Here is a 24,024-nt window from a genome sequence, read left to right as displayed (position 1 = left end):
CTGCGATCTGCAATCTTCATGCCCGCATTGGTCGCAGTCAGGTTCAACGCCGATCTCAAGCGCAAGTACCAAGCCTTGCTGGACAAGGGAAAACCACCAAAACTCGCCATCACGGCAGTCATGCGCAAACTCATCCTGCTCGCCAACGCCCTGTTGCGTGACGGCCGAAAATGGGATGAACGCTCCGCTTGACCAAGACGGATACTACCGCCCACCGGCTCCGGAAACCGTCGTCACGATGGACCGGAGGCCCGTCATGCACTCACAATCAAATTGGACCACTCAAGTGGGGCTGATCATTGGCGCATCGTTGGAAATGCCGTCGTAAGCGGCATCCCCTTCAATCTCGACAGGCAGAAACACGGCACCTTCAAACGTGCCTTCCGCCTCTGATGCAAAACGCGGGTCCTTCAATCATTTGAAAATTAGGTTCGCATTGACCGCATACCGCCGCGCCACTTGCGCAACCGACATCCCCGGCGTCGTCGCCTGCGCGCAATCTCGCGCTTCTCTTCGTCAGCCCAAAACCGTTTCTTTCGCTTGCTATAGAATGCCCCTAAGTGTCCACTATCAATGGTGGACACTTAGCTGGCTCCCACGGAACGCGTTAGGCCGGGTTTACCGAGCGCTCACAATGTGGCGGAGACTATAGCGAGATCGACCTTGCGGCATTGTTAGTGTCGCTCGGTATTGCCAATTGAGGCGCCATCGGTTCGAGCCCAATGGACGGAGGCGGAAAAAACATCACTTTCATGATCAGGTTTAGGGGGCAATCTTCGCGGCGATAGGGGTGCTTGCACCGTCAGGGTCTTCTGCCTGCGGCACGAGGTCACAGAATCCGGTACCGACCATTCCAGTCGATCCCAGCCACCACCGCTTTTGCTGTCAACGGGGCCTGTGATTTTGACTCGGTTGTCTCTGATAGGAGTTCTTCCTCTGCGATGCATCAAATCACTGCTGCGCGGAAGGTTTACTCCATCCACGCATTTCAGGTTGTCGGAGCCATCTCATCGATCATCACCAACAGGCCCGGGATCTGCCTTTTGAAAACGAAGAACCCTTTGGTCGATCTATGCCAGGCGGCTTGATCAAGAGGGCGAAGTATTCGGCGGATCGGGGTCTGGACCTGAGCTGAAAGAGTATCAAGTGTTTCGGCGACTGGACCCACAGGGGCGTAGGGCGTGATGATGTGATCCAAGTCTTCAGCCCACCGCCTGACGTCCTCAGCGGCCGTCAGGGTGGTGTCGGTGCCGAAACGGTTTCTCGCATCAGCCAGAGCGCCCGCGTCGAAGGCGCGGACCTGTGGTGCAGTTTCCCATGGTGAACGCTCAGCGTAAAAGTCGAGCGTGGCGATGCTGTCCGCGTGGGCGGGCAATTCGTAGGGGCAGAGATCGTCGAGATGCAGCATCAAACCGATCCGTCCATCCTGCGGTATGCCGTCGCCGGTGGGGACGGGGAGGAGCGCAGGGTGAGGGGGACCGTTCAGTGGCTCCGCGTCCTCGTTCAGCTGTCCGTGGGGGTCAAATCGTCCGCCCGAATGGCGCGCGATGTTGTCGGCGCGGGCGAGGTAGTGCTTGCCCTGCGTGTGCAGCCCCGCAACCCAGCGCCACGAGAGAGTATTAGAGGCCGGGTCGCCATCCAGAAGGTGGCGGAGGAAAAAGTCTGCCCCGAGCTGCCACGGCAGGCGCAGTGTGAAAATCCAGATGGACGCGAACCACATCCGGGCGTGGTTGTGCAGATAGCCCGTCTCGACCAACTCACGTGCCCAATGGTCGAAACAGTCGATGCCTGTTTGTCCGGAACACGCGGCCTCCCAGGACTGGCACAGACCCGCTTCGGTCGCGAGTCGATTAGTAAACTGCGCCAGATCGGCGCGGTACGCGGTCCAGATACCGGGGCGGCGTTCCAGCCAGCCCTTGAAATACAGGCGCCAGAAAACCTCGTCGATGAATTTATTTGCAGCTTTGCCATGGGGAAGGCGGGTGGCCCGGATCACCTCGGGCTCGGTCACCATTCGGCGCCGGATCCACGGAGACAGGCTTGAGACATGAGGATGGCCGGGCAGGTCATCGTTGCGCCGCTGAGTGTAAGCGACGCCTGCCCGGGGCACGAATTCCATGAGCCGGTCGAGCCCGGCCTGTCGGGTTGGCAAAATCTTCATGACTCCCCATATAGCCGGTTCACGCAAAGTCTAAAGTCTCTGGTCGGGGTGGTCTTGCGGCCCCCATCTGCCCGGTCTAGGACTGTGGAACCCCGCCTCAGGCACAGGAAAGGCCCGGTCAATGCACGACCCTTACGAGCATTACATGAACACCCTCGTCCCCATGGTTGTCGAGCAGACCAGCCGTGGCGAGCGAGCCTATGACATTTTCTCCCGCCTCCTGAAGGAGCGTATTATTTTTCTCTCGGGCCCCGTCCATGACGGGATGTCCAGCCTGATCGTGGCGCAGTTGCTGCATCTTGAGGCCGAGAACCCGAAAAAAGAGATCTCCATGTACATCAACTCGCCGGGTGGCGTGGTGACCAGCGGGCTGTCGATTTACGACACGATGCAGTACGTGCGGCCGAAGGTTTCGACTTTGGTCATCGGGCAGGCGGCCTCCATGGGCTCGCTGCTGCTGGCCGCCGGGGAGCCGGGCATGCGCTTCTCGCTGCCCAATAGCCGGGTCATGGTGCACCAGCCGTCCGGCGGCTATCAGGGTCAGGCGACGGACATTATGATCCACGCTCAGGAGACCCAGAAGCTGAAGGATCGCCTGAATCAGATCTACGTGAAGCACACGGGTCAGGACCTTGAGACAGTGCAGAATGCGCTGGAGCGGGACAACTTCATGTCCGCCGAAGATGCAAAGAACTGGGGCCTGATCGATGAGATCGTGGCCGACCGGAAAGACCGCGAGGCCGCAGACTAACGGCCCGTCCTGCGCGAAAGCCGTGGTTTTTGCGATTGCGGCCCTGCCGGTCCCGTCCTAGACTTTCGGGACCGGCGGATATCACAGATAGATGAGGGGCATCGTCGCCCCGAGGGAATTGCCATGGCCAACACTACCGGGGACAGCAAGAACACGCTCTACTGCTCTTTCTGCGGCAAGAGTCAGCATGAGGTGCGTAAGCTCATTGCCGGTCCGACCGTGTTCATCTGCGATGAATGCGTCGAGCTGTGCATGGATATCATTCGCGAAGAGGCGAAATCGGCGGGGCTGAAATCCTCCGAAGGCGGGGTTCCGACGCCACGCGAAATCTGCGACGTCCTTGACGATTACGTCATCGGTCAACGGATGGCGAAGCGGGTTCTGTCCGTCGCCGTCCACAACCATTACAAGCGCCTCAATCAGGCTGGTAAGACGGATATCGAACTGGCCAAGTCGAATATCCTGCTGATCGGCCCCACCGGGTGCGGTAAAACGCTTCTGGCACAGACGCTTGCCCGGATACTTGATGTGCCGTTCACCATGGCGGACGCGACCACGCTCACCGAAGCAGGCTATGTGGGCGAGGATGTGGAGAACATCATCCTCAAGCTCCTGCAGGCATCCGAGTACAATGTCGAGCGGGCTCAGCGCGGTATCGTCTATATCGACGAGGTCGATAAGATCACCCGCAAATCCGACAACCCCTCGATCACCCGTGATGTGTCGGGCGAAGGGGTGCAGCAGGCGCTCCTGAAGATCATGGAGGGTACCGTGGCCTCCGTTCCGCCGCAGGGCGGCCGCAAGCATCCGCAGCAGGAATTCCTGCAAGTGGACACGACGAATATCCTGTTCATCTGCGGCGGTGCCTTCGCCGGGCTGGAAAAGATCATCGGCCAGCGGGGCAAGGGGTCGGCTATCGGGTTTGGTGCCGACGTAAAGGATGCCGAAGACAAGGGCATCGGCGAAGCGCTGCATGACCTCGAACCCGAAGATCTGCTGAAATTCGGGCTGATCCCGGAATTTGTTGGCCGTCTGCCGGTCATCGCCACGCTTGAGGATCTCGACGAAGATGCCTTGGTGACGATCCTGACCCAGCCGAAAAACGCGCTGGTTAAGCAATACCAGCGGCTCTTCGAGCTTGAGGATGTCAAGCTGACCTTTACCGAAGAGGCTCTCACCGCCATCGCCAAGCGCGCCATCGAGCGCAAGACCGGCGCGCGTGGCCTGCGCTCGATCCTTGAGGATATTCTCCTCAATACCATGTTCGAACTTCCCGGTCAGGATGGTGTGAACGAGGTGGTAGTGAACGACGAGGCGGCGACGTCCAGCGCGGCACCTTTGATCATTTACGCCGATCAACCCGAGAGTGCCTCGGCTGGTTGACATGAGCGAAATCAGGGGCCCTTCGGGGCCCTTTTTCGTGGAGGCGGAATGACGCGGATTTCCACCGGATCGCCTTTCGAGGCGCAAATTGGCTACAGCCGGGCTGTTGTGTCTGATGGTTGGGTCTTTGTGTCCGGGACTACGGGCTATGATTACGCAACGATGGAGATGCCGGAGGCCGTTGAGGATCAGTGTCGTAACGCTCTGAACACCATCGCCCGGGCGCTTGCGGAGGCGGGGGCAGGGGTAAAGGATGTGGTCCGCGTCCGCTATATCCTCCCCGACGCCGCCCTTTGGCCGCGCTGCTGGCCGGTGACCTCCGCGGTTTTCGACGAAATCCGCCCCGCCGCTACAATGATCGTCGCGGGGTTGCAGGAACCCGAGATGCTCATCGAGATCGAGGTCACCGCACGCCTGCCGCGCTGAACTGCGAAATTCGCGTCAGGGCGCCTCTGGTGCTGGACCTCCGCCGCCGCTTGCGGCATATCGGGCGTGCAGAAGCGGAGAGCATCATGGGTCTTGGACATCGTATTCTTCAGGCAGTGACGTGGTGGAACGGCGCCACGCTGAACACGCTGCTTTACACGCGGCGCAAGGGTACGAAGGTCGGTGAGGACGAGGCCGGCAACACCTATTACACATCGGAAGAGGGCCGCCGCTGGGTGATCTTCTCCGGTGAGGCTGAAGCGAGCCGGGTGAGCCCCGACTGGCATGGTTGGCTGCATCACACTTGGGACGAACCTCCGACGAAGCGTCCTCTGGAGCATAAGCCTTGGGAAAAGCCCCATTTGCCCAACCTCACCGGCACCGCGCAGGCCTATGCGCCCGCAGGATCTATCCGCCGTGCCGATCCGGTGGAGCGCAAGGATTACGAGGCGTGGAGCCCCGAATGAAGCGCTTGGGCCTCGGTGCTCTGGGGGTGGCGGCGTTCTTGGCGCTTCCTCTGGATGCGCAGGAGACTGAGGTGATTCCGGGTGCTGAAGACCTGTTCGGCGTTGAGCGTTCGGATGATGCCCTGGTTCTCGATCAAAACCTTGACGAATTTCTGGATGAAGGCGTTGTGACCACCGAGACCCGCGCGCGTGTCGCGTCTGGTCGGGCTGCAGTGCTGCGGGGTCTGGATAAGCTGACCGGGCAGGTGGGCGATTACGAAGTCCCGGTAGGCGCGACCGTTGAAGTCGGGCGTCTCAGCGTCACCGTGGGAGACTGCCGCTACCCGGTGAATAACCCGTCGGGTAACGCCTTTGCCTATTTGAAAATCTCTGAAGTCGATATCGCGGAGCTACGTTTTCAGGGTTGGATGGTCGCCGAATCGCCTGCGCTAAACGCGCTGGAGCATCCACGCTATGATGTTTGGGTCATGCGCTGCAGAACCTGATCCGGGCTGTCTGGCGACACAGTTGAGAACACCGCTTGTCGCTTCAAGGCTTCACTCAGTTGGTGGCGATAGGAACTTCGTGGGATTTCGACGCCGCCCATGCTCTGCAAATGTGGTGTGATGAACTGGGTGTCGAACAGGACAAACCCGCCCTGCCTTAGCCGATCCATGAGGTAGACCAATGCCAACTTGGACGCGTTGGTCTCCTTTGAGAACATCGATTCGCCGAAGAATGCTCCGCCGAGGACCACGCCGTAGACCCCTCCCACGAGGCGGCTGTCAGCCCAAACCTCGATAGAGTGCGCATAGCCGGCACGGTGGAGATCACTGTACAGAGCGGCGATAGGGTCGCTGATCCATGTCTCCGGACGGTCTGCACAACCCGCAACAACGGCCTCAAAGGCCCGGTTGAAACTGACCTGATGCGACCCTTGGCGGATGTGACGCCGGAGGGAGCGAGAGATGCGAAGCCCGTCCATGGGAAGGACGCCGCGATATTGGGGGTCGACCCAGAAAATCTCCGGATCGTCCCGACTGTCAGACATGGGAAAGATGCCCTGCGCATAGGCGCCGAGCACCAGTTCGGGCGTGAGCGCCCGGGAACTCACGCCAGGTTCTGCTCCAGCCAGTGCTCCAGCCAGTGGATCGTGTAGTCGCCGGTCAGGACGGCGTCTTCCTCCAGCAGGGCATGGAACAGGGGCACTGTGGTGTCCACGCCATCAACGATCAGCTCGCCCAAAGCCCGCTTTAGCCGCGCCAGAGCGGCGGGGCGGTCGGGGCCGTGGACAATCAGCTTGCCGATCAGACTGTCGTAATAGGGCGGGATGGAGTAGCCGTCATAAAGCGCCGAATCCATCCGAACTCCCAGCCCGCCCGGAGCGTGATATTGGGTGATCTTGCCCGGTGACGGGCTGAAATTCGGCAGTTTCTCGGCGTTGATTCGTACTTCGATGGCGTGACCGTTGATCTTCAGATCGTCCTGATTGAACGAGAGGGGCAGGCCCGCGGCCACACGGATCTGTTCCCGCACTAGATCGACGCCAAAGATCGCCTCGGTTACCGGATGTTCCACCTGCAGGCGGGTGTTCATCTCGATGAAGAAAAACTCGCCATTCTCATAAAGGAACTCGATGGTGCCTGCGCCGGCATAGTTGATCCGGGCCACAGCATCGGCACAGACCCGACCGATTTCCGCGCGCTGCTCAGGGGTGATCGCGGGGCCGGGGGCCTCTTCGAACACCTTCTGGTGACGTCGCTGGAGCGAACAATCCCGTTCGCCCAGATGCACCGCGTTGCCTTTGCCATCGCCAAAGACCTGGACCTCGATATGGCGCGGCTTTCCGAGGTATTTCTCCAGATACACCTCGTCATTGCCAAAGGCGGCCTTGGCTTCGGCGCGGGCGGTCTGAAAGGCGCTGTCGAGATCTGCGGCGGTCCTAGCGAGCTTCATGCCGCGCCCACCACCGCCGGCAGTGGCTTTGACGATCAGCGGAAAGCCGATCTCGGCGCCGACCTTGCGGGCTGTTTCCAGATCCGGCACGCCGCCCTCGGATCCCGGCACACAGGGCACGCCGAGCGCCTTCATGGTGTCTTTCGCCGTGATCTTGTCGCCCATTATACGGATGTGCTCCGCCGTCGGGCCGATGAACGTCAGCTGGTGATCCTCGACGATCTGCACGAAATTCGCGTTCTCGGAGAGGAAGCCATAGCCCGGATGGATGGCTTGTGCGCCCGTGACCTCACAGGCGGCAATGATGGCCGGGAAGTTCAGATAGCTCTGGGCCGCGGAGGGCGGACCGATGCAAACGCTTTCGTCAGCCATGCGCACGTGCATGGCGTCCGCGTCGGCGGTCGAATGCACCGCCACCGTGCGGATGCCCATCTCGCGGGCGGCGCGGATGACCCGGAGCGCGATTTCGCCGCGATTGGCGATCAGAATTTTGTCAAACATCGCGGGCCTCAGGTGAGGATCATGAGGGGCGCGCCATATTCCACCGGCGCGCCGTCCTCGACAAGGATCTTCGACACGGTGCCAGAGCGCGGCGCGGCGATGTGGTTCATGGTTTTCATGGCTTCGACGATCAGCAGCGTATCGCCCTCGCTGACGCTGTCGCCGACCTTCACAAACGCTGCGGCGCCGGGTTCGGGGGACAGATAGGCGGTGCCTACCATGGGGGAGGGCACGGCGCCCGGATCGCTGGCCGGGTCGGCAACCGGAGCTTCGGGGGCGGCGGCACGCGGTGCTTCCGCAGCAACTGGCAAGGCCGCGGGGGCAGTGGCAACAGGAGCGGCCTGCACCGGGGCCATCATGACCCCGCCTTTCGATACACGGACATCGAGCGAGTCGTCCTCGGCATAGTCACGCTTGACCCTGATCTCATTGAGATCGTTGTCTTTCAGCATTTCCGCAAGCGCCTTGATAAAGGCGACGTCGGACTCGTGCCTGTTGTCGCTCATGACATCCTCATGTGTTTGTTTCGGGGACTATATATGTCACCCGGTCGCAGGTTGAAAGCGCTAGCATGACCCTTGGTCAGACGTGATGCCGCGTCAAAGCGCGGCCATTCTGCCACCCATAGCGGTTGAGATGGTTAATTCTCCCCGCTCAGCTTGACTGCCTGTCGGGCTTTGCTAGCGTCCGCCGACCAATGAATGACGGAGAAAATCCATGCGCAAACTGGGGATGATGCTGGTCGCAACGGTCAGCCTGAGCGGCTGTGTGTTGCCTCAGCTCGAAGAAGAAGACCCGACCCTGTTGAAAAACATCTCCCCCGAAGCGCTGGCCGCTCTGCCGCAGGGGGTGGACCCCCATTTTCTGATCCGCGACGCCAATGGCTGCTACGGGTTGGCGCTCGAAGCCGTGCCCGAGGAACAGGTGCTGACCGGCATCGCGTTGCTCGATGCGAACGGGCAGCAGATCTGCGATGCGCCGACCTGAACACGACAGGTCCGCGCCGCCCGATGCGGCGGCGCGCCGGGCTGTGGAGCCGGTCATCTGTTACCCGACTGAAACGCTGCCGCAACCCGATCCGTCCCGCACGCAACGTGTGCGGGACGATCTGACTGAGATCGCCAGAACCCGCGTGCCGCCCCGTGACGGGTCCTCGATCCGGGTGCCGCGCGGCCATGTCTTGAGAATTCTTTCGGTGGATGGCCCGCAGGTGGGCGACCTGAACCTCTTTGCTCAAGAGAACCTGAGCGAGCGATTCTATTCCGGGAAGACCCGGGCGCTTCATGGCAGTCATGTCACGACAGGCGACCGGCTCTGGAGTTGCTTCCCTTATCTTAGACCCATGGCAATGATCGTGGACGACAGCCTGAATTGGTATGGCGTGGACGAATGGGGCGGGCGGGTCCACGACGTGATCGGCACACGCTGCGATCCCTACACCGGGCGGCTCCTCTCGGGGCGCGATTACCATCATTGCTGTCACTCGAACCTGACCCGTGCGCTCTCGAACGCGACCGGGATGCCGCTGCATGAGGCCGAGACCCATGTTCATGATGTGCTGAACGTCTTTATGTGTACCGGTTTCACACGCGACACGGGCCAGTATTTTATGAAGGCAAGCCCGGTTCGCCCCGGCGATCATCTGGATCTTCTGGCCGAAATTGACCTGCTCGCCGTGCTTTCTGCCTGTCCGGGGGGTGATTGCGGGTCAGAGCATTCGAGCGATACCGCGCCCTGCTACCCGCTGGAGATGGTGGTCTTGAAGCCTGCGGATGAGGTGCTGGACGGGTGGCAGGAGCCAGCCCCGTCCCCCTATGACCGCAGCCACGGGGGCTAGCGCCCCTCGCGGATCTCGCGCTGGCGTATGGGCATCTTGTCGATGCTGCGCCCGATCTCACGGACATGCCAGGGGAAGGGCTTGCGCAGCTTGATCGCGCCATCCTTTCCGACCAGCGTCAGTTGAAAATCGCGGGGACGGAATTTCTCCCGGATGGCCGTTTTTGACGCTGGATCACTGTCGCTGATCACGATCACATCCCGGCGCGCCAGATCGTCGATGCGGTCGGCGATATACTCCATCTGCTCGATGAAGGCCGGTTGAACCGGGGACTGGCCGAACACGATCAGCGGCCGTGCAATCCATTTGAAATCTTCCAGCACCACCTCGTCGGCGCTGAAAATCGTTGTTTTATCGGCCTGCCAGCGTGCAACGGCACTGCCCTCAGCCTGATTTTGCTGTGCCGCAGCATTTGATGCTGCACTCTCTTGCGCTAACAAGGGGACAGGCCCGAAAATGCTCGCTACAACGACAAGCATATGGAGAACGTGTTTCGCAGTCATGCCCTCTATCTAGGCGCTCACACTGCGGATGCGAAGAGGCAAGACGCCCTTCGGGCAGGATGCCGCGGCAGATTAAGGAGAGCTGGTATGAGCGACTGGAACACACGGGCTGAAAAGGAACTTCGCGGACGCCCCTTGTCGGAGCTGACCCGCGACACGCCCGAAGGGATCAGCCGCAAGCCGCTCTACACCGCCGCTGACGCGGAGGGTCTGGAGCATATGGGGTCCACCCCCGGAGAGGCGCCCTTCACCCGGGGCGTGAAATCCACGATGTATGCGGGTCGCCCCTGGACGATCCGCCAATATGCGGGCTTTTCCACGGCGGAGGAGTCGAACGCCTTTTACCGCCGCGCGCTGGAGGCGGGGCAGCAGGGCGTGTCTGTGGCCTTCGATCTGGCGACGCACCGGGGCTATGACAGCGACCATGAGCGGGTCGAGGGCGATGTGGGCAAGGCGGGCGTTGCCATCGATTCCGTCGAGGATATGAAAATTCTCTTTGACGGCATTCCACTGGGCGACATTTCCGTCTCGATGACCATGAACGGCGCGGTAATCCCGGTTCTGGCGAGCTTCATCGTCGCGGGTGAAGAGCAGGGCGTGGATCGCGCGCAACTCTCGGGCACCATTCAGAACGATATTCTGAAGGAGTTCATGGTCCGCAACACCTATATCTATCCGCCGGAACCGTCGATGCGGATCGTGGCCGATATCATCGACTACACGGCGCGGGAGATGCCGCGTTTTAACTCGATTTCGATTTCCGGCTACCACATGCAGGAAGCGGGCGCGAACCTTGTTCAGGAGCTGGCATTTACCCTCGCTGACGGCAAGGAATACGTCCGCACCGCCATCGCCCGTGGCATGGATGTGGATAAGTTCGCCGGGCGGCTGTCCTTCTTCTTTGCCATTGGCATGGATTTCTTCATGGAGGCCGCCAAGCTCCGGGCCGCGCGTTTCCTGTGGCACGAGATCATGACCGAGATGGGCGCGCAGAATGAGCGCTCGAAGATGCTGCGCACCCACTGCCAGACCTCGGGCGTAAGCCTCGCGGAGCAGGACCCCTATAACAACATCGTGCGCACCGCTTATGAGGCGATGAGCGCGGTGCTGGGCGGCACCCAGTCACTGCACACGAACTCTTTCGACGAGGCCATTGCGCTGCCCACAGATTTCTCTGCCCGCATCGCCCGGAACACCCAGCTGATCCTGCAGAACGAGACCGGCGTGACGGATGTGGTCGATCCGCTGGCGGGCTCCTATTACGTGGAAAAGCTCACCTCTGATCTCATCGAGTCCGCCCGGGCCCTGATGGCCGAGGTGGACGCGCTGGGCGGCATGACGAAGGCCGTCGAGAGCGGTATGCCGAAGCTGCGCATCGAGGAAGCCGCCGCCGCCAAGCAGGCCCGGATCGACCGGGGCGAAGAGGTGATTGTCGGCGTCAACAAGTTCCGTCTGGCGCAGGAGGACGACCTCGATATCCGGGTGATCGACAATGCGGGCGTACGCGACAGCCAGATCAAACGCCTGAACGAGATCCGGGCCGGTCGTGACGCCGCCGCCTGTCAGGCTGCGCTCGACGCGCTGGTTGAGGGCGCGAAGGGGGACGGCAACTTGCTTGGGCTGGCCGTCGAGGCCGCCCGGGCACGCGCCACGGTCGGCGAGATCTCTGATGCGATGGAGAGTGTCTTTGGCCGTCACCGTGCCGAGGTGCGGACGCTCTCGGGCGTCTACGGCGCCGCCTACGAGGGTGACGAGGGCTATGCGCAGATCCAGAAGGATGTCGAAAGCTTCGCTGAGGAAGAGGGCCGCCGTCCCCGGATGCTGGTCGTGAAGGTCGGGCAGGATGGCCACGACAGGGGCGCCAAGGTCATCGCCACCGCCTTCGCCGATATCGGCTTTGACGTGGATGTGGGGCCGCTCTTCCAGACGCCCGAAGAGGCCGCGCAGGATGCGGTGGATAACGATGTCCACGTGATTGGCCTGTCCAGTCAGGCAGCCGGTCACATGACCAACGCGCCCAAACTGGTTCAGGCGCTGCGCGAGCAGGGGGCTGACGATATCCTCGTCATCTGCGGCGGCGTGATCCCGGCGCGGGATTACGATGCGCTGAAAGAGGCGGGTGTCGCGGCGATCTTCGGTCCTGGCACCAATATCCCGAAGGCCGCGTCGGAGGTGTTGCAACTGATCCGGAACGCGCGCAAAGACAGCGCGGCCTGACATCGGCCTCTTGGGGCCTGCGTCAAAGGCAGGTGCCGGAATCCCGGCGCCTGTCTCTCTTGTTTCGAGGTGTCTCCAGTGCAAATCTTCCGCTGCCCAACCTGTGGCGCGCGTCTCTATTTCGGCAATCTCCAGTGTCGCTGCGGGCAGGCGGTCGCTTTCGACCCGGATCGCCAGATGGTCGAGGTCGCCGGGTCCACCTGTGCGAACCGCACCCGGATCGCTTGTGACTGGCGCGATGACAGGCGGGGGCTGTGCCGCTCCTGCGCCATGACGCGGACGGTGCCGGACCTGACCGCCGGAGACAACCTGCGCCTGTGGAGCGCCACCGAGCAGGCCAAGCGCTGGATGCTCGCGGGTCTTGCCCGGTGGGGGTGGTGCACCGACGCGGATGCCGGACCGCGCCCCGTATTTCATCTGTTGTCGGAAGAGACCCGATCTGGCCCGGCCAACGTGGTTATGGGGCATGCGTCAGGCGTGATCACCATCAACGTTACTGAGGCCTCCGAACCCGTTCTGGTGCAGCGTCGCGCCGAATTCGGCGAGCTTTACCGCACCATGCTGGGGCATATGCGTCACGAGATGGCTCACTACCTCTTTGACCGGCTGGCAGCAGAGCGGGATGGTTTCCCCGAAGCGTTCCGCGCGATCTTCGGCGATGAGCGGGCGGATTACGGGGCGGCGTTGTCGGCGCACTACGCCAGCCCTCGCGATCCGGGGGGGACCCATATCTCTGCCTATGCCACCGCACACCCCCATGAGGACTGGGCGGAGACCATCGCTCATTTGCTGCATCTGGTGGATCTGCTGGACAGCGCCCTCGCCGCGGGGATGCGGGTGCCGGGCCTGCCCGAGGGGGTGTATGACGCCTACGCGGATCTGAATGCGGGCGCCATGCTCGCCCATGCGGTAGAGGTCAGCATCGCGGGTAACCACCTGAACCGCGCCATGGATCTGCCCGATCTTTATCCCTTCGTGCTGACGCCACAGGTCCGGGCCAAGCTCGCCTTTGCCCACGGGGCGTTGCGTCAGGGGCCTGAATCGTCAAACAAGACAAGCTGACGGATCGCATCGCCTGAGGCCAGTCGCTCAAATCCCTCATTGATCTGATCGAGACGCAGGCGGTGGGTCACGAGTTCGCCGACCGGGAGCGCGCCGGAGGTCATCAGCGCGGCAAAGCGAGGAATGTCCCGGGTCGGCACGCAGGAGCCCATATAGGCGCCCCTCAGGGTCTTTTCGCTGACGGTCAGCTCGGCGGCAGACAGGCTAAGCTCTTGCGCGGGGTGGGGCAGGCCGCCTGTGACCACCCGTCCGCCGCGCCGCGTCGCATCCCATGCAAAGCGCAGGGCAGGAGCCGAGCCCGCCAGTTCCACTGCCAGATGCACACCGCCGCCCGTCAGACCCCGGATCTGGTCCAGAGCGCCCGGTGCGAGCGGGTTCACCGCGTGGGTCGCGCCAAGCTCCAGCGCCCGGCCGCGTTTTTCCTCCGCCGGGTCCACAGCGATCAGCGGATGCGCCCCGGCTGCCCGCGCCGCCATCAGCCCTGCCAGCCCCACGCCCCCGAGGCCCACGATGGCGCAGGCTTCGCCGGTGCGCAGGGCGCCCGCGTTCAGCACCGAGCCCGCTCCGGTCAGCACAGCGCAGCCCAGCAGCGCGGCATCCTCCAGCGGCACGTCGGGGTCGACGCGCACCGCGGAGCCCTCGCCGATCACCACCCGGTCGGAAAAGGCCGAGACGCCGATATGGTGGTTCACCGGCTGGCCTGCGACGCGGATCCGCCGCGCGCCGGACATGAGCGTGCCCGATCCCGCCGCCTCTGCCGCGGGTTCACAGAGGGCTGGGCGGCCCTCGGCGCAAGGCAGGCACCGCCCGCAACCGGGGGCAAAGACCAGCACCACCGGATCGCCGGGAGCAAAGCGGGTCACACCGGGGCCAACCAACTCAACGACGCCCGAGGCTTCATGCCCAAGGGCCACGGGCAGGTCCCGCGCGCGGTCGCCATTGATCACCGAAAGGTCCGAATGGCACAGCCCCGCCGCCACGATGCGCACCATCAGTTCTCCGGGGCCGGGCGGGTCAAGCTCCGCCTCGATGATCCTGAGCGGCCGGGACCGGTCATAGGGGCGCGGCAGTCCGGATTCCTGCAGAAGCGCGATGCGGGTTTTCATGGTCAGGTCCTCCCCGCCAGGATCTGACCGCAGGTTGTCGCGTTTTGACAGAAAAAAGTGTCAGGCCCCCTCGACACGCTGCGGCCAAAGGCCCAGTCTGTATACAGACTGAAGGAGCGCGTCGGATGGAAATCGATCATCTCGTTGTGGTGGCAGAAACCCTTGAGGCTGGCGTTCACGCCGTCGAAGAGGCGCTGGGCGTGACCCCCCATCAGGGCGGGCATCATCCCTATATGGGGACCCATAACCGGGTTTTGTCTCTGGGCCCCTCCGCCTATCTGGAGATCCTTGCCATTGATCCAAACGCCCCCAAACCGGATCGTCCACGCTGGTTCGATCTGGATAACTTCCAGGGACCGCCTCAGCTGCGCTACTGGGCAGTGCGCGCGCAGGACATGACCCGCGCCATGGCCGAAGCCCCTTTGGGCATGGGGCATGTGGCACATCTGACGCGGGGATCACTGAGCTGGGATATGGCGCTGACGACCACCGGTGAGATGCCTTATGATGGGGCGATACCGGCGCTCCTGCACTGGCACGGCGTCAAAGCGAGCGACCTGATGCCGGACACGGGATTTACGTTGCAACGATTGTTGGTCGAGCACCCGGAGATTGATGATGTCCGTGCCACCTGGCCGCGACTGACGCAAATCCACAATCTGGAATTCCATAAGGCCGCGGCGCCGCATCTCCGCGCCGAGATTGCGACCGAAGCGGGGCTGAAGATCCTCGACGGCCAGTTGCGGCTGAGTTGACACCGACTGGGTGGGGCAGACGGCTTCACAACGGCAGGGAGACCCCATGTCCATCTGGACCCGTATCACCGCCGCGCTGAGCGCTCTGAGGGATGGCGAAGGTCTGTCGGAGGTCTTCGGCGTCCTGAGGGCCCCGGAAAAGACCGTGGGCTTTACCATCGCTGCCATCGCACTGGGCGCCAAGATGGCCAAGGCGGACGGGCAGGTGACCCGGGACGAGGTCACCGCGTTTCGGGAGATATTCTATATCCCACCCGAAGCGGAGGCGTCCGCTGCGAAGGTCTACAATCTCGCCCGTCAGGACGTGGCGGGCTTTGAGGCCTATGCCGAGCGGATTGCGCGGATGTTTGGTCGCGGGTCCGATACCCTCGCGGATCTCGTCGAGGGGCTGTTTCACATCGCGATGGCGGATGGCGAGTATCACCCCGACGAAGACGCCTTTATCGCGGCAATCAGCGAGATCTTTGGCCTGCAGAGCGCGACCTTTCAGGCGATCCGGGCCAGGTTTGTGCCCGACGCCGAGCCGGATCCGTACGCGGTTCTGGGGGTGACGCCTGATACACCGCTCAATGATATTCGCGCGGCGTGGAAGCGTCTGGTGTCCGAGCATCATCCCGACCGGATGATCGCCCGTGGTGTCCCCGAGGAAGCGGTTCGTCTCGCGGAAAGCAGGATGATGGCCATTAACGCCGCCTGGGACGAGATCTCGGTGCAGAGGTAATGGCCGACGCCCCACGGACAAAACGGTCGGTTGGGTCCTGCATGAGCCGTGTGTTCTGAGCCTCTGGCCTTAGACCATTACCGGTCGCCGCAGATCTCAGCGCGTACGATCTCGCAAGGAAGACGCGCAAAAGATGTAACCTCCCGGAGTCACTCTATTTTTGAGCACGTGGCAATTGCGCGTCACATTATGTCTCGAATGTGTTGAATTGTGACGCCGCTGGCAGGTCGCGCTCCCCTCGTTGGCAGAAAAATCCTTTCGATTTCGCGAAATATGACGGGATTGTGTCTTCCGTGCGGCACTAATAAGGTTGAATTGTGCGTCTTAGCGTATTGATAATTATACCTTTTATTGAATTCCAGATTGAGCTAACGTTGACGAAAGGTGCTCGGTCATGAAGTGCCTGTGAGGCAGCTGGAGAGCGTTATGCAAAGTATCAATTACAGAGTCGTTCAGCCCGGCATACCTGCGGCTGATGGAGTCGTTCTCAATGGAGATCGTATTTTCAGACCGGATGGCGGAAAGGTTTCTCTGAACCTGCGACAGGCGAATGTCGCGTCCTACAGCCGCGACGGGTCGACCCTTGTTGTGGAACTTACCAATGGCGATGTGATCTACATCGACAACTTCTTTTCCGCATCGGGCGAAGGTGAACTGTACCTCAGCGCTGGTGGCGAGGCCCAGATGGTCGAGCTGTACGGTGGGCTCACGGATGGGCCAATCGACGTTGGCTATCAGGTGATGGACACGACCTCGAAGTTTAGCACCATCGACAACCTGATTTTCTACGAAGAAGTCCTGGCTCCGGTCGCTGTGCCGTTCCAGCTTGATCCTGCCATGCTCGCCGGGGGCCTGCTGTTGCTTGCCGGTGCAGCTGCGGCGCTGGACGACGATGATGATGACGACGATGACGACGATGATGACGACGATGATGACAACGGCGATGGCGACGGTCCCGGCGATATCATCGCTGAGCTGACTGTTACGGTTGATCCGACCGGTCGCGAAGACGGCATTCTGAACAATGCCGAAGTGACCGAAGATGGTGGCATCCGCTTTACCGGCGTGACTGAGGCCGGTGCTGACGTTGTTGTGCTGTTCGAAGGTCAGGAGATCACGACGGTTGCCGATGAGAACGGTCTTTACGACGTGACCTTCCCACGCGATGTTCTGCCGCCGGAATACCTGGACAGCGATGGCGCAATACCGGGCCCCGAAGTGGTCGTCCGTGCCTCAACCGAGGATGGGCGTACGGCCGAGACGTCTGCGTTGGTGCCGATCGACGTGCTGACCGAGGTAAGCATTTCCGAGCCGATTGCAGGCAACGATGTGATCGATGGCGATGAACTCACGGACGGCTTTCAGATCACGGGCGAAACCGAGCCTGGCGATACCAGTGTCGTGGTCGACTTCAATGGCACCGAGCTGGTGGCCGACGTCGCAGAGGACGGAACCTGGTCCGTTGACATCCCGGCCTCTGCCATTCCGGAGGACGCAGATTCCGTAGATGTGACGGTGATCGCAACCGACTACGTGGGTAATACGTCGTCTTCGGAAACAATGACGGTGCCGATTTCAGATCCCGGTAATCCGCCGGAACCGCCGATTGGCACGTTGGCCGTTACGGTCGAGCCGACGGGTCGCGAGGATGGCATCCTGAACAATGCTGAGGTTACCGAGGATGGCGGGATTCGCTTTACCGGTGTGACCGAAGCGGGAGCCGACGTTGTGGTCGCGTTCCTCGGAGCAGAACTCACGGCTGTTGCCGATGATACTGGTCGTTACGAGGTGACCTTCCCCCGTGGTGTGCTGCCGCCGGAGTATCTGGACAGCGACGGTGCGATCCCGGGTCCCGAAGTGGTGGTCAGCGCATCCACGGATGACGGCCGGACGGCGGAGGCATCACGCCTCGTACCGATCGACGTTCTGACGGAAGTTGGTATTTCAGTACCGGTTGCCGGTGACGACATCGTCAACGCGGCTGAGGCGCGCGAAGGCTTCCTGCTCGAAGGGACGACGGAGCCGGGCGATACCGAGGTGATTGTCACCGTCAGTGGCATGGACCTGGTCGCTGACGTGAACCCCGATGGCACGTGGTCGGTGCAGATTCCGCCCGAAGCGATCCCGGCTGATGCAAGCGAACTGGAAATCTCTGTCGAAGCCACAGACTATGTTGGCAACACGCATACCAGCCCGACGTCGGTGGTCCCGATTGATCGCGTTGTCGAGCCTCTGACCGTGGACTGCCCGCCCGATGAGGACGCAAACGGCGATATGGTGCTCAATGCAGCCGAAGCCTCGACGGGAATCACGCTGCGTGGCACGACAGAAGTCGGGTCGGATCCGGTGGAGGTCACCTTGCAGGACAGCAGCGGGACGTCCACTACCTATGTCGCTACGGTGGATGCCGATGGCGGATGGGTGATCGAAGTCCCGCGAGAAGAGATCGCGGACGGTGTGTCCTACTCGATCTCTGTCACGGCGACGGATTCGGCCGGAAACACGCGGACTGTTTCGGAAGAGAGTTGCTTCACAACTGATTTCACCCTTCCTACCCCGGTGCAGGTGCAGGCTTTGACCATCGACGAAAATGCAAACATTTCCAGCACCTTTGTCTACAATCCGGATTACACGGTGGAGGTTGCGACAATCGACAGCAGTGGCAACGTGGAGCAAATTGCTAGTACTGAAACGGATATTGGCAGCTTCTCGGTGGTCTCCTTTGATAACGGCTCGATAGGGCCAGGCCTTGACCTGCTGCTGACGCAGACGGATGAGGCCGGAAACTCCACCACGACCTATATGGCAGTGGACGCAGCCGGTGGTGGCAAGCTGGCGCTCGATCCGGCTGATGTTACAGGCTTCGACATAGGTTCGATTGATCTGTCCTTCGCGTCGATGGCGACGCTGAATCTGACCCCGGAACTGGTGGATCAGGTCGCGGGCTTCAACACGCGGCTCACCGTTCTCGGCAACGAGGAGAATGGTCTGGCGGATGACACGGCCAACCTGACCGGCGGGACGGCGACGGGCGACACGGTCGATCTGAATGGCCAGAGCGCTGCGGTCTATGACCTGGGCGGGGATGTCGAACTGGCGATCGACGATGATCTCACCGTAAATCTGGTGACCTGATGCGCCGTGCCGCAGCTAAAAACTCTTTGACGTCCTGCCCCCGTGGTGGGGCGTCATGGCCTGTTCTGATGCTCGTCGTTGGGATGGGGGTGGCGGTGTCGGGTTGCGGGATGATTGGCAAGGACGGAGACGCCCCAGAGGCCTCGGCAGCGCCGGAGGCCGTCAGTTTGCTGCCGGATGCGAAGGCGCAGAAGGTCGAGTCTGAGACCGCTAATTCCGAGATCATCGACGCGTTGATGGCACGCCGGTCGGTTTTGCCTTCGGGCAGTTCCGAGGCGCAGTTGGCCGAGGCCGTTATCGCCGCCGATATGAGCCCCGCCGCCGTCGAGTTACGCGCGGCGGTCCTCCGCTCGAAAGCCCGCGATAAGAACTGGCTGCCAAAGCTCGATCCGCGCATCTCTCTGACCGGGCTCAGCGTTCTAGACGGCTCACTTCTGACGGATCTGGTTCTGTTCGGGAATGGCGGCAAGAAGGCCGAGCGCAACTTTGCGCGGGCTGATATCGATGTGGCTGCCGTGGCCCTATCGCAGACCCGAAATCAGCGTATTGCAGACGCGCTGTCTTTGCAAAACGCCCGCGCCGAAGCAGAGGAAAAGCTCGCCATCAGCAACGCGGCCCTGACCCGGCTGAAGGAATACCGCCGGGTTCTTGCGGGGCGTGTCGGGGGCGGGATCGAGAACCCTTCTGACCTGACCAATCTTGACCAGATCATTGCGTCGCTAGACGCCGATGCCCAGACCGAGCGGCGCGCCGCTGAGGGGGCGAGCGGCCAACTCTCCGTTTTGACCGCAGGGGTAATGGCGAGTCCGCCCAATCCGACGGGCTTTGCCGTTCCGGGGTTTGGAAATGATGCTCTGCCGGTCCTGAACGCCAAGGCCGAGGCAGAGCGTGCCCGTGCCGAAGCGGATCTGGCCCGTGCGAGCCTGTCACCTCAGTTGTCTGCGGGCGCCAGCGGCGGGGCTGCCGGTGTCAGCGGAGGTCTCAGCACTGGCGGCTCGGTGATGATCTTTGGACGCGAGGCGCAAATCGAGTCGATCGAGGCGCAGGCCGCCGCGGCCGAAGGCCGGGTGCAGGCGATCTCTGAGCAGACCGAGCGCCAGATGCAGCGCGCCCGTGATGATGCGGCAAGCGCCGAGGGCGGCGTGCGCGATGCAAAGGACGTGGCCGCGCGACTGGCCGAGAATCACCGGATCTTTGACGCGCAGTTCCGCGCCGGGCAGCGGAAATTGCTCGAAGCAGCAAAGCTTTACGTGTCGCTCACCAATCAGCGCAAAGAGGCGGTCAGCCTCGCGGCCCGTGCTCGCGAGGCGCGGATCGAGCTGGCCCGTGAGCAGGGCGTTCTTATCGACGGGAGCAGGATATGACCGACAGGGCAGGGGGCGACCCCGTGATCCAGGATGGCAATCAGGTGATTGTCGATTTCGATCTCTTGCGCGCCGAACGTCAGCGTGTGCGCAAGGAAGCCGAGGATCGTCGTCGGGCGCTTGAAGCGGCGCAACACACAGACGTGACAGTGAGTGACGCGGCCCTGACCCCGCAATTGGACGCGGTGCCGGAGACGGTGTCTGCTCCTCCTGCCGTCGAACCAACGCCCGAGCCTGCGGCAGCCGAGTTGCCGGAGACGGAACAGGACCCCGCTGCCCCGGTGGCGGTCGATGCCGCAACCGCACCCGCGCAGTCCCCCGCCAGTGTTGGGCCGCTCTACAATCGAGGTCGGCTCGTTGCGGCCTTTGCCCGGCAGCACGGGCTCAGCACCTCGGCCCACGATGTGAGCGAAGCGCTCCTTCTGGCGCGTCGGACAAACTCGGATCGGGGGCTGGATGAAATTGCGAGCCACCTCGCCGCGCAGGGCCTTAAGCTCCGCCTGCGCCGCAATGTGGCGGTGGAAGACACGCTCCTGCCTGCGCTTTGCCTGATGACGACCGGCCAGATCGTTCTGGTGACGGATGTGGACAGCACCAGCGTGACCCTGCTTGCGCCGGATGAGGGCGATGAACGGCAGAAGGTCGCTCTGGAGGAGTTCGCCGAATATCATAGCGGGGATGTGCTCGAGGCCACCGGCGCCACGCTGGGACGTCGCCTTGGCATCCGGGGTAACGCGGAGAAGGAAGAACACTGGTTTTGGGGGCAGTTCCGTACGCTGCGCCGTCCCATGGGCGAGATTGCCGTGGGCTCGCTGGTGGCGAACCTGCTGGCCGTGTCCGTCGCGATTTTCTCCATGCAGGTCTACGACCGCGTAATCCCGCATCAGAGCACGCCGACCCTCTGGGTGCTGGCCATTGGCGCGTTTCTCGCCATCCTGATGGAAGGCGCGCTGAAGATCGCTCGTGCCCGGCTCACCGACCGCTCCGGTCGAAAGATCGAGCTGAAGGTGCAGGCCATGCTCATCGACCGGCTCATGGGGATGCGGGCGCGTCTGGCCGAGGTCATGCCCAGCCAGCTCTTTACCGCGATCCGTGATTTCGGCTCGGTGCGCGAGTTCTTCACCGCCGGTTCCATGGGTGCCATGGCGGATTTGCCCTTTGTGCTCCTGTTCCTCGCGCTGGTCTGGTCGATTGGTGGGCCGGTGGTGCTGATCCTGATCGCGGGCGGCGCCCTGATGGTCCTGCCGAGCCTTCTGGCACGCCGCAAGCTGCGCAAGCTGACCGAGCAGAGCCAGGCCAGCTCGGCCCAGTCTGCACGGCTCCTGCATGAGACGATCTATGATCTGGAGACGGTGAAGAGCCAGCGCGGCGAAGCGCGCATCCAGCGCGACTGGGCGTTGATCTGCGAGGCCAGCGCGACCTCCTCGGCCGAGCACCGGAAGGTGCAGACCAACCTGCAACTCTGGGCGGTCAGCGTGCAGCAGGCCACCTATGTGGCTGCCGTGATCTTCGGCGCCTACATGACCTTTGCCGGTGAGTTCACCGTCGGCACGATTATCGCCGTGGGCATCCTGACCTCGCGGACGCTGGCGCCTTTGACCCAGCTGGCAGGGCTCTTCGCCCGTTGGAGCAACGTCTCCGCCGCTCTGGACGCGCTCGACATGATCGCGCTGGCACCGCAGGAAGAAGAGGCCGGGCGCTCTCATCTGCGCCGGGACCGGCTCAACGGGGCCTACAGCCTGTCGGGTCTGCAATTCGCCTATGGCGAAGAGGGACCTGCCGTGGTCAGCCTGCCGCGTCTGGAGATGCGCGCGGGTGAACGGCTGGCGCTCCTCGGGCCGAACGGCTCGGGCAAGTCCACGCTTCTGCGGCTCTTGGCGGGTCTGGTGCAGCCGACCGCCGGTGAGCTGCGGATCGACGGGGTCGAGATGAACCAGATCGCCCCCCGCGACCTGCGCCGCCATATTGGCTATATGGGGCAGGAGGTGCGGCTCTTTACCGGCACGCTGCGCGACAACCTGAACCTGAGCCTTCTGGAGAGCGACGATGACCGCCTGCTCGAAGCGCTCGATTTCGCCGGTCTCGGCGATATGGTGCGCGGCCATCCGCGCGGCCTCGACCTGGAGATCCTCGACGGCGGTCGTGGCCTCTCGGTCGGGCAGCGCCAGTCCATCGGTTGGGCGCGGCTGTGGTTGCAAGATCCGTCCGTGGTGCTGCTCGATGAGCCGACGGCGGCCTTTGATCAGGGGCTTGAGGCCCGGATCACCGCACGTCTCGATCAGTGGCTGGGCAACCGCACCCTGATCCTCGCCACCCACCGTCCGACGCTTCTGTCGCTGGTGGACCGCATCGCCCTGATTACCGGCGGGCGCATCGTACGCACCGGGTCTCGGGACGAGATCATGGAGCGTATTGCCGAGGGGCAAGAGCGTCTGGCGGAGCGCACCCAACAGGAGGCAAGCGCATGAGCAGTGCACATCTGATCATCTATGACAGCGCTCTGGCCCGGGATGATACCGGGCGGGGGCCGAGCCTCGTGATCTGGCTGTCTCTGGCAGCGGTCGCGATTTTCGTCGGTTGGGCGGCCTTTGCGATGCTCGATGAGATCGTCCGCGGCGAGGGCGAGGTGATTTCTTCCTCGCGCACCCAGTCGATCCAGAGCCTTGAGGGCGGGATCCTGTCCGAAGTGCTGGTCCATGAGGGGCAGGAGGTCGAGGCGGGCACCGTTCTGGCACGGCTGAACGACACTTCGGTCCGCGCCGAGGTGGAGGATCTGCAAGAGCAGATCGCGGCGCTTGAGTTGCGCCGCCTGCGGCTCGGGGCCGAACAGGCGGGGGCAATGGAATTCGACGTGCCCATCGAGATGGCCAGTCAGTACCGGGGCCTCGTGGACACGGAGCAAGCCCTCCTGACCGCGCGCCTCACCGATTTCGAGAGCCGCCGCGCCGGGGCCATGGCGATCGTCGAACAGACGAAGCGCGAAAAGGACACGATGGAGGATCTCGACCGGCAAAACCTCGTAGCCGAAATCGAAGTCACCCGCGCGCGCAAGGCCTACATGGACGCCAAGCGGGTGCATGATGATATCGTAACCACGCTTCAGCTCGAACGTGCTCAACAGGTGCGCGACGTGATCAGTGAGATCGGTACCCTGCGTCAGGCTTTGGCGGCCCGTCAGGACGAGCTGACCCGTACCGAATTGCGCGCGCCCATGCGCGGCATCGTCAATCGCGTGGACATCACCACCATCGGCGGTGTCGTTGGCTCCGGCCAGCAAATCATGGAACTGATCCCACTGAACGAGCAACTCCTGTTCGAGGCGCGGGTGAAGCCGTCGGATATCGCGGGCCTGCGCATCGGGCAGGAGGCGACGGTGAAGCTCTCGGCCTATGATTACTCGATCTACGGAATGCTTGACGGCAAGATCGACGTAATTTCCGCCGATACGGTGGTTGATCCCGACGACCGCTCCGCCCAGCCGCAGCCCTATTACAAGGTGACGGTCAGCATCGACCTCGACAACCTCACCGAGCGCCAGCGCGAGATTGTGCTGCGTCCTGGGATGCAGGGGCAGGTGGAGCTGTATACCGGTGCAAAGTCCGTGCTGCGCTATTTGCTGAAGCCGCTTTACCGCTCCAGCGAAGCCCTCACGGAACGATAGGCGCGGCGCGACATTAGGTCTATGGTGGATCCTGAGGGA

Annotated in this window: 21 protein-coding genes and 1 pseudogene; 16 read left to right on the top strand and 6 right to left on the bottom strand. The window is 62.5% G+C overall.

The window, feature by feature from the left end; translation table 11 throughout:
• Positions 1-192 (top strand): annotated as a pseudogene (locus FEV53_RS13940) (IS110 family transposase); the annotation flags it as partial.
• Between the two features lie 796 nt (positions 193-988).
• Here FEV53_RS13940 and FEV53_RS13930 read toward each other — a convergent pair.
• On the bottom strand, positions 989-2,161 hold the full coding sequence (locus FEV53_RS13930) for an FAD-binding domain-containing protein (RefSeq protein WP_142835430.1): 1,173 nt from the start codon (positions 2,159-2,161) through the stop codon (positions 989-991).
• A 121-nt stretch (positions 2,162-2,282) separates the two neighbouring features.
• Between FEV53_RS13930 and FEV53_RS13925 the strand changes: the two genes are divergently transcribed.
• The 5 genes from FEV53_RS13925 to FEV53_RS13905 all read left to right on the top strand — a co-directional run bounded on the left by FEV53_RS13925 (position 2,283) and on the right by FEV53_RS13905 (position 5,673).
• Complete coding sequence (locus tag FEV53_RS13925) at positions 2,283-2,912, top strand: ATP-dependent Clp protease proteolytic subunit (RefSeq protein WP_142835429.1); 630 nt, start codon at positions 2,283-2,285, stop codon at positions 2,910-2,912.
• A 123-nt stretch (positions 2,913-3,035) separates the two neighbouring features.
• Entirely contained in the window at positions 3,036-4,295 is a 1,260-nt protein-coding gene (gene clpX / locus FEV53_RS13920) for an ATP-dependent Clp protease ATP-binding subunit ClpX (protein WP_142835428.1), read from the top strand.
• Positions 4,296-4,343: 48 nt separating this feature from the next.
• Complete coding sequence (locus FEV53_RS13915) at positions 4,344-4,721, top strand: RidA family protein (protein WP_142835427.1); 378 nt, start codon at positions 4,344-4,346, stop codon at positions 4,719-4,721.
• An 86-nt stretch (positions 4,722-4,807) separates the two neighbouring features.
• Positions 4,808-5,188 carry an NADH:ubiquinone oxidoreductase subunit NDUFA12 gene (locus tag FEV53_RS13910; protein ID WP_142835426.1) on the top strand — a complete coding sequence of 127 codons (381 nt, stop codon included), beginning with the start codon at positions 4,808-4,810 and terminating at the stop codon, positions 5,186-5,188.
• Positions 5,185-5,673, top strand: coding sequence for a DUF2155 domain-containing protein (locus FEV53_RS13905; protein WP_142835425.1), 489 nt, complete (start codon positions 5,185-5,187; stop codon positions 5,671-5,673). Before FEV53_RS13910 ends, FEV53_RS13905 begins: the two co-directional genes overlap by 4 nt.
• Here the strand turns inward: FEV53_RS13905 and aat are convergent.
• From aat to accB, 3 genes are read right to left on the bottom strand one after another with little or no spacing between them, the layout of a single operon-like run.
• Complete coding sequence (aat, locus tag FEV53_RS13900; protein ID WP_142835424.1) at positions 5,640-6,281, bottom strand: leucyl/phenylalanyl-tRNA--protein transferase; 642 nt, start codon at positions 6,279-6,281, stop codon at positions 5,640-5,642. The two genes, FEV53_RS13905 and aat, sit on opposite strands and share 34 nt — an antisense overlap.
• Positions 6,278-7,624: an acetyl-CoA carboxylase biotin carboxylase subunit gene (accC, locus tag FEV53_RS13895; protein ID WP_142835423.1), complete on the bottom strand. Its 1,347-nt coding sequence runs from the start codon at positions 7,622-7,624 to the stop codon at positions 6,278-6,280. Before accC ends, aat begins: the two co-directional genes overlap by 4 nt.
• A gap of 8 nt (positions 7,625-7,632) precedes the next feature.
• Positions 7,633-8,130: an acetyl-CoA carboxylase biotin carboxyl carrier protein gene (accB, locus tag FEV53_RS13890; RefSeq protein WP_142835422.1), complete on the bottom strand. Its 498-nt coding sequence runs from the start codon at positions 8,128-8,130 to the stop codon at positions 7,633-7,635.
• A 211-nt stretch (positions 8,131-8,341) separates the two neighbouring features.
• Here accB and FEV53_RS13885 point away from each other — a divergent pair, with 211 nt between their 5' ends.
• The gene (locus FEV53_RS13885) at positions 8,342-8,611 is read left to right on the top strand and encodes a hypothetical protein (protein ID WP_142835421.1); all 270 of its coding nucleotides are present in this window, start codon (positions 8,342-8,344) and stop codon (positions 8,609-8,611) included.
• On the top strand, positions 8,598-9,461 hold the full coding sequence (locus FEV53_RS13880; protein ID WP_142835420.1) for an urea carboxylase-associated family protein: 864 nt from the start codon (positions 8,598-8,600) through the stop codon (positions 9,459-9,461). The genes FEV53_RS13885 and FEV53_RS13880 overlap by 14 nt, the downstream gene beginning before the upstream one ends.
• On the opposite strand, the gene FEV53_RS13875 is transcribed toward FEV53_RS13880, so the two are convergent.
• Positions 9,458-9,964, bottom strand: a complete 507-nt coding sequence (locus FEV53_RS13875) for a DUF4174 domain-containing protein (protein WP_246100825.1) — start codon at positions 9,962-9,964, stop codon at positions 9,458-9,460. The genes FEV53_RS13880 and FEV53_RS13875 overlap by 4 nt on opposite strands.
• 87 nt (positions 9,965-10,051) lie before the next feature.
• Between FEV53_RS13875 and scpA the strand changes: the two genes are divergently transcribed.
• Both scpA and FEV53_RS13865 read left to right on the top strand, forming a co-directional pair.
• Positions 10,052-12,181 (top strand): methylmalonyl-CoA mutase, encoded by a 2,130-nt coding sequence (gene scpA / locus FEV53_RS13870; RefSeq protein ID WP_142835419.1) that lies wholly within the window; start codon positions 10,052-10,054, stop codon positions 12,179-12,181.
• 78 nt (positions 12,182-12,259) lie between these two features.
• On the top strand, positions 12,260-13,243 hold the full coding sequence (locus FEV53_RS13865; RefSeq protein ID WP_142835418.1) for a zinc-binding metallopeptidase family protein: 984 nt from the start codon (positions 12,260-12,262) through the stop codon (positions 13,241-13,243).
• Here FEV53_RS13865 and FEV53_RS13860 read toward each other — a convergent pair.
• Positions 13,210-14,349: a zinc-binding dehydrogenase gene (locus FEV53_RS13860; protein WP_142835417.1), complete on the bottom strand. Its 1,140-nt coding sequence runs from the start codon at positions 14,347-14,349 to the stop codon at positions 13,210-13,212. The two genes, FEV53_RS13865 and FEV53_RS13860, sit on opposite strands and share 34 nt — an antisense overlap.
• Positions 14,350-14,474: 125 nt before the next feature.
• On the opposite strand from FEV53_RS13860, the gene FEV53_RS13855 reads away from it, so the two are divergent.
• The 6 genes from FEV53_RS13855 to FEV53_RS13830 all read left to right on the top strand — a co-directional run bounded on the left by FEV53_RS13855 (position 14,475) and on the right by FEV53_RS13830 (position 23,985).
• On the top strand, positions 14,475-15,104 hold the full coding sequence (locus FEV53_RS13855) for a VOC family protein (protein ID WP_142835416.1): 630 nt from the start codon (positions 14,475-14,477) through the stop codon (positions 15,102-15,104).
• A 46-nt stretch (positions 15,105-15,150) separates the two neighbouring features.
• Positions 15,151-15,825: a J domain-containing protein gene (locus FEV53_RS13850; protein ID WP_142835415.1), complete on the top strand. Its 675-nt coding sequence runs from the start codon at positions 15,151-15,153 to the stop codon at positions 15,823-15,825.
• A gap of 426 nt (positions 15,826-16,251) precedes the next feature.
• A complete protein-coding gene (locus FEV53_RS13845) occupies positions 16,252-18,960 on the top strand; it encodes an Ig-like domain-containing protein (RefSeq protein ID WP_142835414.1) in 2,709 nt (902 codons plus the stop codon).
• A 68-nt stretch (positions 18,961-19,028) separates the two neighbouring features.
• Positions 19,029-20,324: a TolC family protein gene (locus FEV53_RS13840; RefSeq protein WP_142835413.1), complete on the top strand. Its 1,296-nt coding sequence runs from the start codon at positions 19,029-19,031 to the stop codon at positions 20,322-20,324.
• A complete protein-coding gene (locus FEV53_RS13835; RefSeq protein WP_142835412.1) occupies positions 20,321-22,792 on the top strand; it encodes an ATP-binding cassette domain-containing protein in 2,472 nt (823 codons plus the stop codon). The genes FEV53_RS13840 and FEV53_RS13835 overlap by 4 nt, the downstream gene beginning before the upstream one ends.
• Entirely contained in the window at positions 22,789-23,985 is a 1,197-nt protein-coding gene (locus tag FEV53_RS13830) for a beta-barrel domain-containing protein (protein ID WP_142835411.1), read from the top strand. Before FEV53_RS13835 ends, FEV53_RS13830 begins: the two co-directional genes overlap by 4 nt.
• Positions 23,986-24,024 lie beyond the last annotated feature (39 nt).

The sequence above is a fragment of the Palleronia caenipelagi genome (assembly GCF_007004065.1).
Lineage (GTDB): Bacteria > Pseudomonadota > Alphaproteobacteria > Rhodobacterales > Rhodobacteraceae > Palleronia > Palleronia caenipelagi.
This window is presented reverse-complemented; position numbering and strand designations above follow the sequence as displayed.